Origin of the sequence: Flavobacterium magnum (genome assembly GCF_003055625.1) — a bacterium.
Lineage (GTDB): Bacteria > Bacteroidota > Bacteroidia > Flavobacteriales > Flavobacteriaceae > Flavobacterium > Flavobacterium magnum.
The window spans coordinates 834,518-848,298 of record NZ_CP028811.1 but is presented as its reverse complement, the minus strand read 5'-3'; the positions used below and the strand labels follow the sequence as shown (position 1 = coordinate 848,298).

The window sequence follows — 13,781 nt, the reverse complement described above, 5'->3', positions numbered from 1 at the left end:
TTGGTAAAGCATTCTTGAACCCGTACGGTTGCATTTTGTGCGCAATTTTATAAAATAAGTTTTCTTATTTGTAACAAATTTAAAATTTACAAAAAAAATGATAAATTATTGATAATTAATCATTTATTAACTTACTAATAAAATTACGATTTCTCTCGAAAATTTCCCCTCTTTCAAAAAAATCTACATCAAATTACACTATATTGTAAAATATTCTTATTTTATGATTTAAATACGCTGATTTACTCGTTAAATTTATTTCTTTCGTATTGCAAAAAATCGTATGTTTGTAAAAAATTTAAAACTTAGAATGATGAAAAAACTTTTACTCACATTAACTTTCGTTAGTACTTTGAGCCTTAGTGCACAAACTGATACTGAGACTGCTCCGGAAAGTGTCGATAACGGGTTCAATAAATGGTCGTTGGAACTGAACGGGGGTGTAAACAAGCCTTCAAGCCCATTTGCGCCCGGATACTTCAGTGCTACACCAAGTTTCTTTAACGCTGATTTCGGGGCAAGGTATATGTTTAACAACAAGTTCGGGGTCAAGTTTGATTTCGGATACTACAAATTGCAGGACAACGAAAGTTCATTGCCATTCAATACAAAATATTACAGGGCCGATATTCAGGGAGTTGCCAACATCGGACGCATCATGAATTTTGAAACCTGGACTAAAAGAATTGGCGCTTTGATCCACCTTGGAGGTGGTTACATGCAGTTCAGGAGTAACAATTTGAGCTATACAGACCGCGGCGGTAACTTCATCGTGGGTCTGACAGGACAATACAAGCTGGCCAAAAGGGTTGTAATTACAGGTGATTTTACCTCTATTACAAACGTTTCCCAGGATAAGACTTTCGACGGAACATCAGGTACAGGACAAATCAGGGGATTTGCCGGAGGTATTTTCTCAGGAACTATCGGTCTGACCGTATACCTTGGAAGCCACGAAGAGCATGCTGACTGGTATGTTGATTCTTCTGTAAAAGACGAAGAAGTTGACGCGCTTAAGAAAAGGGTTGGGGATCTTGAAACCATGCTGAACGATACCGATAAGGATGGTGTGCCGGATTACCTGGATGCAGAGCCGAATTCTATGACAGGCGTTGCTGTTGATTCTAAAGGAAGAACAGTCGATGCTAACGGAAACGGTGTTCCTGACGAGTTGGAAAGCTACATGAATAAGACTTACGGAGCCGGAAACACAGCCAACAATACCAACATCAACAACACGCCAAACAACAATGCTTTGGTGAAAGCGCTGATCAACGACGGTTATGTAACGACTTATTACGATTTCAATAAATCAACACCAACTAACGTATCTACTGAAGGTATTGACTTCATCCTTACTTACCTGAGGAATAACCCTACCGCTACAGTAGACATCATCGGTCACGCTGACGAAATCGGAAGGACACCTTACAACGATAAATTGTCACAGGCAAGGGCTAACAGTGTGAAAAACATCCTTATCAAAGCTAAAATCGATCCTTCAAGATTGAACGTAGTTCCTGCAGGCGAGGATGCATCAGTTGACAAAGAATCTGCCGGTGCAAGGAAACTGGTTAGAAGAGTGACATTCAAAGTGAAATAGTATTCCCTCATCATTATAAAAAAAACCCTGAAGCGATTCAGGGTTTTTTATTTTATATCTAATCCAAATGGTTCTCGGTGATGATTGTTAAGTGTTCAGGTTTCAAAGGCTGCTCAAAGCCCCAGCGTCGCTTTCCGGATGATTTTGCCGTTTCCGGTTTCAGAGAACTGTGCTACAAAAACAACCTCCCTCGGTTTTTCATATTTATCGAGATGATTAAAAAGCCCTTCAGGTAAAACGTACGGCGACCCTTCAACAACCAGGATGAGTCTTTCACCCAAATCCTCGTCAGGAACACCTGCAACAAAAAAGCGCCTGTCCAGTTGCTTGTAAAGCTTTTCCTCGATTTGCTCCGGGCTGAGTTTGACACCGCCGCTGTTGATTACGTTGTCAATCCTGCCTTTCCATATAAATTGCGTTTCGGAGATCAGGTCGACCAGGTCATTGGTCACGATAACATCAGCAGATATGGCAGGCGCCGAAATCACGAGGCAGCTGCGGTCATCTACTGTGACAGCGACGTTTGGGAGTACGGTAAAAGGGCGCTCACCGACTTTCTTCGCGGCAATATGCGACACAGTTTCGGTCATGCCATAGGTTTCAAACACATCGCCCGGAAGGTTTTGTAATTCTTTTTCGAGCGTTGCGTTGATTTTTGCACCGCCTACTATGAGTTTTCTCACCTGATGCAATTCGCCAATAGAATTTTGCGCCTGCAGCGGCACCATGGCTGAAAATTCGTACGGGGTGTCATTGTTCTTTAAAGGACGGGCGGTAGGTGCGACAAAATCCATATCAAGGCCCAGGATAAATCCGCGTACCAGCATCATTTTTCCCGCAACATATTTTACCGGAAGGCAGTTAAGGACCTTATCCCCGGGTGAGAGCTCGAAAAAATCCCCGGTAGCGAGCGCCGAATTGACCATCGCCTGTTTTTCCACCCGTATCACTTTTGGGATTCCGGTACTGCCGCTTGTATTCATCTCGATGAAATCGTTGTGGTCAAACCAATCGAGTAAAAAGTGGCCGACGGGACGCTCAAAGTCATCACCTTCTTTAATAAAACTGTATGCGACACGGCACAGGTCATCGCGGTCAAGATGAAATCCATTCAGCTTAAACTGGTTGTGAACGTTGAGGTAAGTAGGCGAACTCATAATGGTGGATTTTGATTTTCAACCGGGGGAAGTACAATTTTCCCGAAAAGTTTTTCCTTCCAGCCTGACCATTGGTACTTCTTACTAAAGATAAATAAAAGTATCGGGAATATGACCAGTACCGGAAAAATCACTTCCAGCCCCGCGGACGGCTCTGACTTGTCAATCAATACAGAATCCGTTTGGAACACCGTCCAGTCAGAAGTCACCAGCAGTGCCCCGGTGATATTATTTGCAGCATGAAAACCCAGCGACAACTCCATACCATCATCCATAAGTGTCATGATGCCCAGCAGGAAACCTGTGCCAACGTAATACACCAAAAGTATGTATCCCATTTTCTCCACCTCGGGATTTGCACCGTGCAGCAATCCGAATATGACAGACGTTGCCACGAGGGGAACCCATTTTCGCCTGGATACCAGCCCGATTCCCTGCATCAGGTAGCCACGGAATAAGTACTCTTCAAAGCTTGTCTGGAATGGAATCAGCGTTAAGCTTATCAGCGCTAAAGCCAGAAATGGCCTGAGGTTGAAGTTAAACAGGAAACTTTCCGGATCCGACTGGTAACTGATGAAAATCAGTAAGGTGCTGAATCCACCCCAAACCAGGAAAGAAAAAAATATCCTGTGCCAGTCAATTTCCGGACGCGAGGTCGTCAGGGAAAGTATCGATTGCCGGTGCATGTACTTTACCCAGAAAAAAAGCAACAGCATCAGGATTGCAAACGGAACCAGATTTGAAAAGAAAAACATGCTCTTTCCGTAGCGTGCAATCTCGTTCCGGATGATGGTGTTTGTGTCTTCGGTCGAAACCATGAAATTTGCAGCCATCAACCCCAGGAAAACCAATGGGAAAGGGAGGTATGCGATTAAATTTCTCCGATTGCGGTAAGCTTGTTCTATAAACATAAGCAACATTTATTTGGATCCGGATTTAGGATTGCCCTAAATTAGTCCAATTTTACAATTCAAATCGATTACTTTGCAAATAAAATGATACAGGTTTACCACAATCCGAAATGCTCAAAATCCAGGGAATGCCTGGCCGTACTCGATGCCTCGGGCCACGATTGTGAAATCGTGAAATACCTCGAGGAAACGCCAGACGAATCTGAAATCAAGACTTTGGTGGAAAAACTCGGAATCAAGCCGATCGACCTGATTCGCACCAAAGAGCCGCTTTGGAAAGAAAAGTTCCAAGGCAGGAAGTTGACCAGTGCACAAATTATCAAAGCCATTGTTAAAAATCCCATCCTGTTAGAACGCCCGATAGTGATTCATGGGGACAAGGCCATCATAGGCAGGCCGGTGGACCGCGTCTTCGATATTATAGGCTGATTGGTTTTTTAACAAACCATTGTGATTAGCCGCCTAAACCAAGCCTTACTTTTGTGGTCGTAAAGCGCTATAAAAATTAAGCCTGATGAAATTATCCAGATTTGCGGTTCTTATTTTGACGATTTTAATTCCTTTTGTGCACTCCGCACAACAACAGCAGGGAGGTGAAAAAGTGAGGGTTTCGGGGAAAATTATCGAAAAAGGGACCACCATCCCAATGGAATACGCAACCATCACGCTACAGGATGCCGTAAATCCGAAAATAGTTACGGGCGGCATTACCGATGGAAAGGGGGAATTTGATTTTGAAGTTGGTGTAGGGACATACAACATTAAGATCGAGTTTATTTCTTTCAAGCCATTTGAAATCAAGCAGAAAGCCATTACCGAAAACACCAACCTGGGGACGCTCTCGCTGGAACCGGATGCCACGATGCTTAATGAAGTTGAAATCCGTGTTGACAAAACCACCGTCGAAATCAAGCTGGATAAAAAAGTCTACAATGTCGGGAATGACCTGATGGTTAAAGGGGGTACGGTGAGCGATGTGCTCGACAATATCCCTTCGGTTTCGGTTGATGCCGATGGCACCGTAAGCCTTCGAGGCAATGAGAATGTGCGCATCCTTATCGATGGAAAGCCTTCCAACGCAATCAATATCACAGAAGCGCTGCGCCAGATTCCGGCTGACGCGATTGACAAAGTTGAAGTGGTTACAAATCCTTCTGCGCGTTATGATTCTGAAGGTGGCGGCGGACTGCTCAACATCATCCTCAAAAAAGGTAAGAATCTCGGCATCAACGGGACACTCATCCTTTCGACAGGTGATCCGGAGAATTACGGCGTTTCTGGCAATGTAAATTTTAAATCAGAGGGTTTTAATCTCTTTACCACGACCGGATACAACTACCGGAACAATCCCGGCAATTCCTTCACAGACACTCAATACCTCAATAGCGACGGCTCTACGCGGAATTTCATTGATGAAAAACGATACAACGAACGCCTCAGCGAAGGTGTGAATTCCAATTTCGGGATTGACCTGTATCTAGACAAATCCACCACCTGGACCCATATTTTCAACTACAGGAAAAACAACGGCAACAATCCTGAAAACGTAACGTACAATAATTATGATGCGAATCGTGAGAACCTTTTCGTGACCTCGCGCTTTAACGACCAGCGAAGCAACAGCCGCAATGTGGAATATTCGACCAATTTCACCAAAAAATTTAAAAAGGAAGGGCATAAATTCACAATCGACGCCTCGTTTGCGACCAATGACGACCAGGATGAATCCATGATTGAAAACAACTCGGATGTAATCAAATACGAACAAACCAGCAACGACCAACAGCAAACCCGGAACATGATCCAATCCGATTATGTGCTGCCCATCGGGAAGAACAGCCAGTTCGAAGCAGGTTATAAAGGGGAATTCAACAAGCTTCTCACCGATTATGAGGTGGATACGCTAAACACCGTCATCAACCGTTACCTCCCCAACCCGCGTTACACGAACGAGTTGCAGTACAACGAAAAAATCAATGCACTGTATACCCAATTCGGCACCAAAATCAAGAAATTCTCTATCCTGCTCGGCCTGCGCTGGGAAGATTCCAACATTACGATAAACCAACTTACCACTTCCGATTTTAACACCAAGAGGTATAACAATTTTTTTCCGAGTGCTTTCCTGACCTACGAAGTTTCCGACCAGTCCAGCGTGTCGCTGAGCTACAGCCGGAGAATTTCACGCCCGCGTGGCAGGCAGATCAATCCGTTTTCAAATTATTCGAGCAACATCAATATTTTCCAAGGCAATCCTGACCTAAACGCCGCTTTCACAGATGCGTTGGATCTGGGCTACCTGAAACGCTGGGATAAGCTCACGCTGAGCACTTCGATGTACCTTAACAAGACCACAGATTCTTTCCAGTTCATACGTAAGGAAAGCGGCGATTTTGTCCCGGTAATTGCCGGAGGTAAAGACATTGTGAACAACGATGGCAGCATCACAATCGTAGACGGTGAGGATTACAACATTCCCGTAATCCTGTCCACCCCGATAAACCTCGCTACAGAATACCGCTTCGGGTTCGAATTCACGTTGAACTATTCGCCCTACAAGTGGTGGAAGCTCAATTCGAACTTTAATTTCTTCCGAAACCAGACCGACGGCGACTACACGTATGTGGATTTTCAGGGCAACACCATTTCGCAGGATTTTGACAATACCGCCTACTCCTGGTTCACCAGGCTGACTTCGAAAGTCACGTTGCCTTATAAAATTGATTGGCAGACAAACCTGACCTACAATGGGCCACAGAACAATGCGCAGGGCCGAAGTCTTGGCAACTTCAGTGCAAACCTCGGTTTCAGCAAGGACATCCTCAAGGATAAAGCTACGCTCGCGCTGAATGTGCAGGATGTATTCAACTCCAGGAAAAGGATCATGGACACGAACCTCCCGCTCTTGAATTCCCACAGCGAAATGCAATGGCGCGTGAGGCAGGTGAATTTCTCCTTTACCTACCGCTTCAATAAAAAGAAAACCGATAAGGAACGCCAGCCGAAACGCGACAACGGAGACGACGGCGGGGATTTCCAGGGATAGATTAACAAGGATAGTTTCGGCAATCCTGTTTGTTTGGGCTAAATCGGGTATCTTTGCGCTTTTACGGTAATTATGAACGACAACAAGGAAAAAGCGGTACGGACAGCTTACCTGAGTATCTTCGGGAATATGGCATTGGCTTTTGCCAAAGGCATTGCGGGCTACTTCGGCAACTCCTATGCGTTGATAGCCGATGCGATAGAATCAGCTACCGATGTATTTTCTTCAGTATTGGTGCTTTTTGGCATACGATATTCCAGCAAGCCCGCTGATGAAAACCATCCGTACGGACACGGCAGGGCAGAGGCGTTGGTGACGTTTGCCGTAGTCGGTTTCCTGTTGGTTTCCGCGACCATTATCGCTTATGAGAGCGTCCACAACATCATGACACCCCATAAGACGCCTGAGAAATTCACGCTGATTGTGCTGGGTGCCATCGTCATCATCAAGGAAATCTTCTATCGGATTGTGTCCAAAAAAAGCGACGACGTCAACAGCAGTTCGCTCAAGGCCGATGCGTGGCACCATCGCAGCGATGCCATCACGTCGGCTATGGCTTTTGTTGGTATTTCCATCGCGATTATTTTCGGACCGGGGTATGAAACCGCCGACGACTGGGCGGCGTTATTGGCCTCGTTTTTCATTATCTACAATGCCTACATGATTTTCAGGCCGGCCCTGGGTGAGATACTCGACGAGCACTTGTACGACGATGTGATTGGTGAAATCCGGGAAATTGCCACCACTGTGGAAGGCGTTATTGATACCGAAAAGTGTTTTGTCCGGAAAACCGGAATGACCTACCTGGTCGACCTGCACCTGACCGTAAAAGGCAGCATCACCGTTACCGAAGGGCACGAGATAGCGCACCGCCTTAAAGACGCCATACAGCATCAAATCCCTGAAGTGGCCGATGTGCTGATTCACGTCGAGCCCAATCCATAAAAAAATCCCCATGAAGGGGATTTTGTTTTTTACCAGATCCTGACCCGTTTATCCGAGGGGATGAACATGCCGTCTCCCTGCTTGATGCCAAAGGCTTCATAGAATGCATCCACATTCTGCAAAGGCACATAGGCGCGGTACATGGCCGGCGAATGCGGGTCGGTTTTTACCTGGTTCTTTATCGCTTCATCGCGCATTTTAGCACGCCAGATGGTGGCCCAGGAAATGAAAAAGCGCTGCTCGGGTGTGAAACCGTCAATCAGTCCGGGGTTACCGTTTTCCTTCAGGTATAACTTCAAACCGTCGTAAGCCGCATTGATACCGCCCAGATCCCCGATGTTCTCGCCCAACGTGAATTTCCCGTCGACAAAGGTTCCCGGCAATGGTTCCAACGCACTGTACTGTGCAGCCAGTGCGCCGGTGAGTTCACCGAACTGCTTCAAATCATCGGCTGTCCACCAGTCCACCAGATTGCCGTCTGCATTGTAACGCGCTCCAGAATCGTCAAAGCCGTGCGAGATTTCATGCCCTATGACACCGCCTATGCCTCCATAATTCACGGCCTCATCAGCCTGGTAATTGTAGAACGGCGGCTGCAGGATGGCCGCAGGGAATACGATTTCATTGTATGACGGATTGTAATAAGCGTTAACCGTTTGCGGTGACATGCCCCACTCTGACTTGTCAACGGGTTTGCCGAGTTTTTTCAGGTCTTCCTCATAGTGCCATTTAGCGAGGTTTAGGCTGTTGGAGTAATAACTTCCACCGTCGGCAGGCGCCACGATGGTGAGTGACGAATAGTCCTTCCATTGGTCCGGATAACCGATTTTGACCGTGAGTTTGTTGAGTTTCTCAATGGCTTTCTTTTTGGTTTCGGCACCCATCCACGTGAGGTTATTGATCCGCATTTCATACGCACGCATGATATTCCTGATCATGGTTTCCGCTTTGGCTTTGGCCTCGGCAGGGAATTTTTTCGCTACATACAATTTGCCCAATGCTTCTCCGACCGAGCCGTTCACTGCCTGCAATGCGCGTTCCTCCCGCGGGCGTTGCTTCAGCGCGCCGGTAAGCGTTTTGCCATAGAATTCCCAGTTTGCATTTTCAATATCTGTAGACAACCTGCCGGCGGCGCCGTTAAGCAGGGTCCATTTGAGGTATGCTTTCCAGGTATCGGTTTTTTGCTCTTTGAGTATTTTTTCGAGTGCCGCAAAATAATTTGGCTGCGTAACAATCAGCGAATCGGTTTTCTGCAATCCCGTTTCATCGAAAAACTGCTTCCAGTTCACCGATGGCATCAATTGCTGCAATCCGGCAACCGACATCGGGTTGTATGACAAACGGCTGTCCCTGCGCTGCACCCGGTCAAAGCGGGGTAGCGACATCGCCGTCTCAATGGCCAGGATTTGCTGCGCCTCAGACTTAGCCTGTTGTGGCTTTTCGCCGAGGTACTGCAGCATTCGGCTTACATGGGCTGTATAAAGTTCCCGTTTTTCCTTTGAATCCTTGTCGTCCGAAACATAATAGTCACGGTCCGGCAAGCCAACACTGCCGGGCGCCAGGTATACGATATTGCGGTTGCTGTTCTTCTCATCAGCGTCAATGCCAATGCGGAAAAAGCCAAGCCCGCCATAAGGCTGCGCTTCAGTGAGCAATTTTTGGAGGTCCTTGATAGTGCGTACTGCATCGATTTTTGCCAGTGTCGCCTTGAGCGGATCGATGCCCTGCTTGTTTCGTCCGACCGTGTCCATCACCGATTTATACACGTTGATTGCCTTACCCTGGTCGGTAGCCGATTTGTATTTAGGATCAGCCGCTGCTTCCTTAAGTATGGCCAGAGCATCTTTATCGGTGTTCTGGCGTAACTCGTTAAAACTGCCCCAATTGGTTTTGTCGGCGGGAATTTCAGTTTTATCCAGCCACGCGCCGTTGACGAAACGGAAAAAATTATCGTTCGGCCGCACGCCCTTATCCATGTAGGATGTATTGACGCCGGGTTCTTTTTGTGCGGTGGCTTCGGCCATTGAAAGCAAAATCGCCGGAACCAGAATCGCGTTTTTAATATCTATTTTCATCAGTATGTAATTTGTGTGCAACAAAAATACCGATTATAGTTTTAAAAGGCGTTAATTTAAAAGTTAATGCGACGCCGGATACTTGCGCTTTTGTACTTTTGTACCAAATTTATCTCCATGGCTGGCTTCTTTAAGAAATACCGGATTTTCATTATCGCAATGGGCTTGCTCACAGTAGTTTTCCTGTCTGTGGCTTACCGGATATTGAAGCCGAAACCGCAATTGCCGGTATTCAATCCGTCCGATGTCAATCCTGAAATGGTGGACACCTCGATACAATATATCAGTAAAAACCACACGATTGCCGATTTCTCTTTTGTGAACCAGAATGGCAAAACCATTACGCAAAAAGACTATGAAGGTAAGATTTATGTCGCCGATTTTTTCTTTACGACCTGCCGGACCATTTGCCCCATTATGACAGACAATATGGTCGAAGTGCAAAAGGCTGTCAAAAACAACCCCAAAGTCATGCTGCTGTCGCACTCGGTTTTTCCGGATCAGGACAGCGTGCCCGTGCTTAAAAAATATGCGGTGGAAAAAGGTGTCATCGACAGCAAGTGGAACCTGGTTACAGGAAACAAAAAAGACATTTATTATCTCGCCCGGAAATCTTACCTGGCGGTTAAAACGGCGAATGCGTCGGAGCTGTACGATATGGTGCACACCGAGAACTTTATCCTTGTCGATACCCAGAGGCGCATCCGCGGATTTTATGACGGCACCAAAACCGAAGAAATTCAGCGGCTTATTAAAGATATCGCGATCTTATCTGCCGAAGAATAATTCGAAAATTGCAGCCTCGATTCCTGCCCGATCTCATTAATTTTTAATACTTTTGCCTTATTCAATCTAAATAAGATTTGCAGACCACCATTGCCCAGCTCGAAATAGGCGAAAAAGCCATCATCACTGATTTTGACATCAACACCGTCCCGTTGAAGTTGATCGAAATGGGCTGTTTGCCGGGAAACACCGTGGAATTGCTCCAGATTGCCCCGTTCGGCGACCCGTTGTTCCTTAACATCAACGACAGCCATCTTGCCATCCGGCTGGAAACGGCTTCCGCAATCGAGGTTGAAATCATTAAAAATCCTTCCTGAGAATGCCGGACCATAGCATTAAAGTTGCGCTTATCGGGAACCCGAACACGGGAAAGACTTCGGTATTCAACCAACTCACGGGACTGAACCAGCAGGTGGGGAATTATCCCGGAATCACGGTGGAACGCAAACAGGGTTTTTGTAATTTACCATTAGGATTTAAAGGGGTCATCCTTGATTTACCGGGTACGTACAGCCTCAATGCCAGTTCAATTGACGAAAACGTCGTGATTGAATTGCTGCTTAATAAGAACGACAGGGACTATCCGGATGTTGCGGTTTTGGTCACCGATGTGGAAAACCTCAAACGGAACCTGCTGCTTTTTACCCAAATAAAAGACCTCGAAATCCCTACGATCCTGGTCATCAATATGGCCGATCGTATGGAACTCAAAGGCATTTCGCTGGATATCCCGTACCTCGAGAGCCATCTCAAAACAAAGATTGCGCTGGTGAGTGCGCGGAAAAAAACCGGCATCGAAGCGTTGAAGAAGCTGATTGTCGATTACAACTCATTGTCGGTCGAACCGTGCCTGAACGCCTCAAATATCGACACTGATTACTTCAACGGCCTGAGAAAAGCCTTCCCGAAGCAATCGCTATACAAGCTTTGGCTCGTCATCACGCAGGACGTTAATTTCTCGAACCTGAACAAGAATTTCATCGATACGCATAATTTCGCAAAACCCAATGCTGAGCTAAAACGGCTGCAGCAGAAAGAAACCATCAAACGTTACCAGTTTATCAACGATGTACTCAAAGAAGGTCGTACCGTTGACACCGGGAAAGCGCGCGATTTCAGGAGCCGCCTCGACCGTGTCCTCACGCATAAAGTCTGGGGTTATGTGATTTTCTCGTTCATACTGCTGCTCATCTTCCAATCTATCTTTGATTGGTCCAGTTACCCGATGGATTGGATTGACAATAGTTTTACCTGGCTCAGCGCGTTTGCGGCGGAAACACTTCCAAAAGGCATTTTCACCGACCTGATTTCGCAGGGAATCATTCCCGGAATCGGCGGTATTGTCATCTTTATCCCCCAGATTGCCTTCCTGTTCCTTTTCATCTCGATACTTGAGGAAACCGGATACATGAGTCGCGTGGTCTTCCTGATGGATAAGATCATGCGCCGGTTCGGACTCAGCGGCAAAAGCGTCGTGCCGTTAATTTCAGGGACGGCATGCGCCATTCCGGCCATCATGGCTACGCGCAATATTGAAAACTGGAAAGAACGGCTGATCACCATCTTAGTCACACCATTTACGACCTGCTCGGCGAGGTTGCCGGTATATTCGATCATCATTTCGCTTATTATCCCGAAGAACAGGGTTTTAGGGATTTTCAACACCCAGGGGCTTACGCTGATGGCGTTGTACTTACTGGGGTTTGCGACTGCGGTATTGTCAGCCTATATTCTGAATAAAGTGCTCAGGATAAAAGGCAAAACCTTCTTTGTAGTGGAAATGCCAAACTACAAATTGCCGCTGTTTAAAAATGTCGCCTTGAATGTGGTTGAAAAAACACGAGCATTTGTGCTGGGTGCCGGGAAAATTATCCTTGCCATATCAATTGTGCTTTGGTTCCTGGCTTCATTCGGTCCGGGGAAAAATTTCAGGAATGCCGAAAACATCGTCCTGGATGAGATCAAGCAGGAGAAGGGGCATTTCGATAAGGCGTATGTCGATGAACGGATCGCGTCTTACAAACTCGAAAATTCCTATATCGGGATCATGGGGAAAACCATTGAGCCCGTCATCAGGCCGCTGGGTTACGACTGGAAAATAGGTATTGCAATTTTGAGTTCGTTTGCAGCCAGGGAAGTCTTCGTGGGCACGCTGGCAACCATTTACAGTGTGGGCGACGCAGACAACGAAGACACTATCAGAGACAAGATGCAGGCGGAAACCGATCAGCAAACCGGAAATAAAATCTTCAATTTCGCTTCCGGGATTTCATTGCTGCTGTTTTATGCATTTGCGATGCAATGTGCCAGTACGCTGGCCATCACGAAAAAAGAAACCAATACCTGGAAATGGCCGATGGCGCAATTGGTATTTATGAGTTCGCTCGCATACATTGTCGCGTTTGTTGCCTTCCAGGCCCTGAAATAAATAGAGTAGAAAGCAAAGCAATGGATGATATTCAGGATATATTGGCGTTCACGACATTGGCACTGGCCATCGCATTTTTAGTGCGCAAGTTTCTTCTGAAGAAAAGAAAACCTGCTAAAAACTGTGGCTCAGATGGTTGCGGATGCCATTAACTCCGCTGCACAAAGAGATTAGACGCAATCTTACTTGAGATTGCATTTTCTTTAGTTCCTATGGCAATCCGGAGCGATTGGTCAAAACTCTCTTTAACGAGCACCTTAATTTCTGCTCCTAATGCAATTCCCAGCTTGTCAAGGTATTGAAGGAACTCGGATGAGGTGTCTTTCACGCCAACGCAGACACCGGATTGGTTCTCGTTGAGTTCAGACAGCAACTGCTTTTCAATCTTAATGATACGGCCATTGGCATCCGGAATCGGGTCACCATGCGGATCTTCGGTCGGGTTGCCAAGAAAATCGTCGAGCTTGTTGATGAGCTTTTCAGACTTGATGTGTTCGAGCTGTTCGGCGATATCATGCACTTCATCCCAGGCAAAATCGAGCTTTTCCACAAGAAATACTTCCCAAAGGCGGTGTTTTCGCACAATCATTTTGGCCGCAAGCCGACCGTTGTCGGTCAACGATACCCCCTGATATTTTTTATAGTGGACCAAATCCTTTTCGGCCAGTTTCTTCAGCATATCAGTGACTGAAGAAGCTTTCGTTTCCATTTTATCGGCTATAGCGTTCGTGCTGACCCCACTGTCAGTGAGGATGGTGAGGTGGTAAATCGTCTTCAGGTAATTTTCTTCCGAAAAAGTCATAAGGTCAGTTTTGGCAAAAGTAGTAAAG

11 protein-coding genes are annotated in these 13,781 nt (G+C 46.3%); 7 read left to right on the top strand and 4 right to left on the bottom strand.

Features of this window, described 5'->3' with window-relative positions; translation table 11 throughout:
• The first annotated feature begins 310 nt into the window (after positions 1-310).
• Entirely contained in the window at positions 311-1,603 is a 1,293-nt protein-coding gene (locus tag HYN48_RS03425) for an OmpA family protein (protein WP_342747876.1), read from the top strand.
• Between the two features lie 113 nt (positions 1,604-1,716).
• On the opposite strand, the gene HYN48_RS03420 is transcribed toward HYN48_RS03425, so the two are convergent.
• On the bottom strand, positions 1,717-2,760 hold the full coding sequence (locus HYN48_RS03420; protein WP_108369798.1) for an AMP-binding protein: 1,044 nt from the start codon (positions 2,758-2,760) through the stop codon (positions 1,717-1,719).
• Entirely contained in the window at positions 2,757-3,671 is a 915-nt protein-coding gene (locus HYN48_RS03415) for a CPBP family intramembrane glutamic endopeptidase (RefSeq protein ID WP_108373325.1), read from the bottom strand. Before HYN48_RS03415 ends, HYN48_RS03420 begins: the two co-directional genes overlap by 4 nt.
• Before the next feature lie 84 nt (positions 3,672-3,755).
• Here HYN48_RS03415 and arsC point away from each other — a divergent pair, with 84 nt between their 5' ends.
• The 3 genes from arsC to HYN48_RS03400 all read left to right on the top strand — a co-directional run bounded on the left by arsC (position 3,756) and on the right by HYN48_RS03400 (position 7,662).
• Entirely contained in the window at positions 3,756-4,100 is a 345-nt protein-coding gene (gene arsC / locus HYN48_RS03410) for an arsenate reductase (glutaredoxin) (RefSeq protein ID WP_108369797.1), read from the top strand.
• An 85-nt stretch (positions 4,101-4,185) separates the two neighbouring features.
• Positions 4,186-6,717 carry a TonB-dependent receptor gene (locus HYN48_RS03405; RefSeq protein ID WP_108369796.1) on the top strand — a complete coding sequence of 844 codons (2,532 nt, stop codon included), beginning with the start codon at positions 4,186-4,188 and terminating at the stop codon, positions 6,715-6,717.
• 72 nt (positions 6,718-6,789) lie between these two features.
• Complete coding sequence (locus HYN48_RS03400) at positions 6,790-7,662, top strand: cation diffusion facilitator family transporter (RefSeq protein WP_108369795.1); 873 nt, start codon at positions 6,790-6,792, stop codon at positions 7,660-7,662.
• A 29-nt stretch (positions 7,663-7,691) separates the two neighbouring features.
• Here HYN48_RS03400 and HYN48_RS03395 read toward each other — a convergent pair whose 3' ends face one another.
• Positions 7,692-9,737: a M13 family metallopeptidase gene (locus tag HYN48_RS03395; protein WP_108369794.1), complete on the bottom strand. Its 2,046-nt coding sequence runs from the start codon at positions 9,735-9,737 to the stop codon at positions 7,692-7,694.
• Positions 9,738-9,854: 117 nt separating this feature from the next.
• On the opposite strand from HYN48_RS03395, the gene HYN48_RS03390 reads away from it, so the two are divergent.
• From HYN48_RS03390 to feoB, 3 genes are all read left to right on the top strand, one after another.
• A complete protein-coding gene (locus HYN48_RS03390; protein ID WP_108369793.1) occupies positions 9,855-10,523 on the top strand; it encodes an SCO family protein in 669 nt (222 codons plus the stop codon).
• Positions 10,524-10,600: 77 nt separating this feature from the next.
• Positions 10,601-10,840 (top strand): FeoA family protein, encoded by a 240-nt coding sequence (locus HYN48_RS03385; RefSeq protein WP_108369792.1) that lies wholly within the window; start codon positions 10,601-10,603, stop codon positions 10,838-10,840.
• Between the two features lie 2 nt (positions 10,841-10,842).
• The gene (gene feoB / locus HYN48_RS03380; protein WP_108369791.1) at positions 10,843-12,951 is read left to right on the top strand and encodes a ferrous iron transport protein B; all 2,109 of its coding nucleotides are present in this window, start codon (positions 10,843-10,845) and stop codon (positions 12,949-12,951) included.
• 148 nt (positions 12,952-13,099) lie between these two features.
• Here feoB and HYN48_RS03370 read toward each other — a convergent pair whose 3' ends face one another.
• Positions 13,100-13,753, bottom strand: coding sequence for a metal-dependent transcriptional regulator (locus HYN48_RS03370; protein WP_108369789.1), 654 nt, complete (start codon positions 13,751-13,753; stop codon positions 13,100-13,102).
• Between the last annotated feature and the right edge of the window lie 28 nt (positions 13,754-13,781).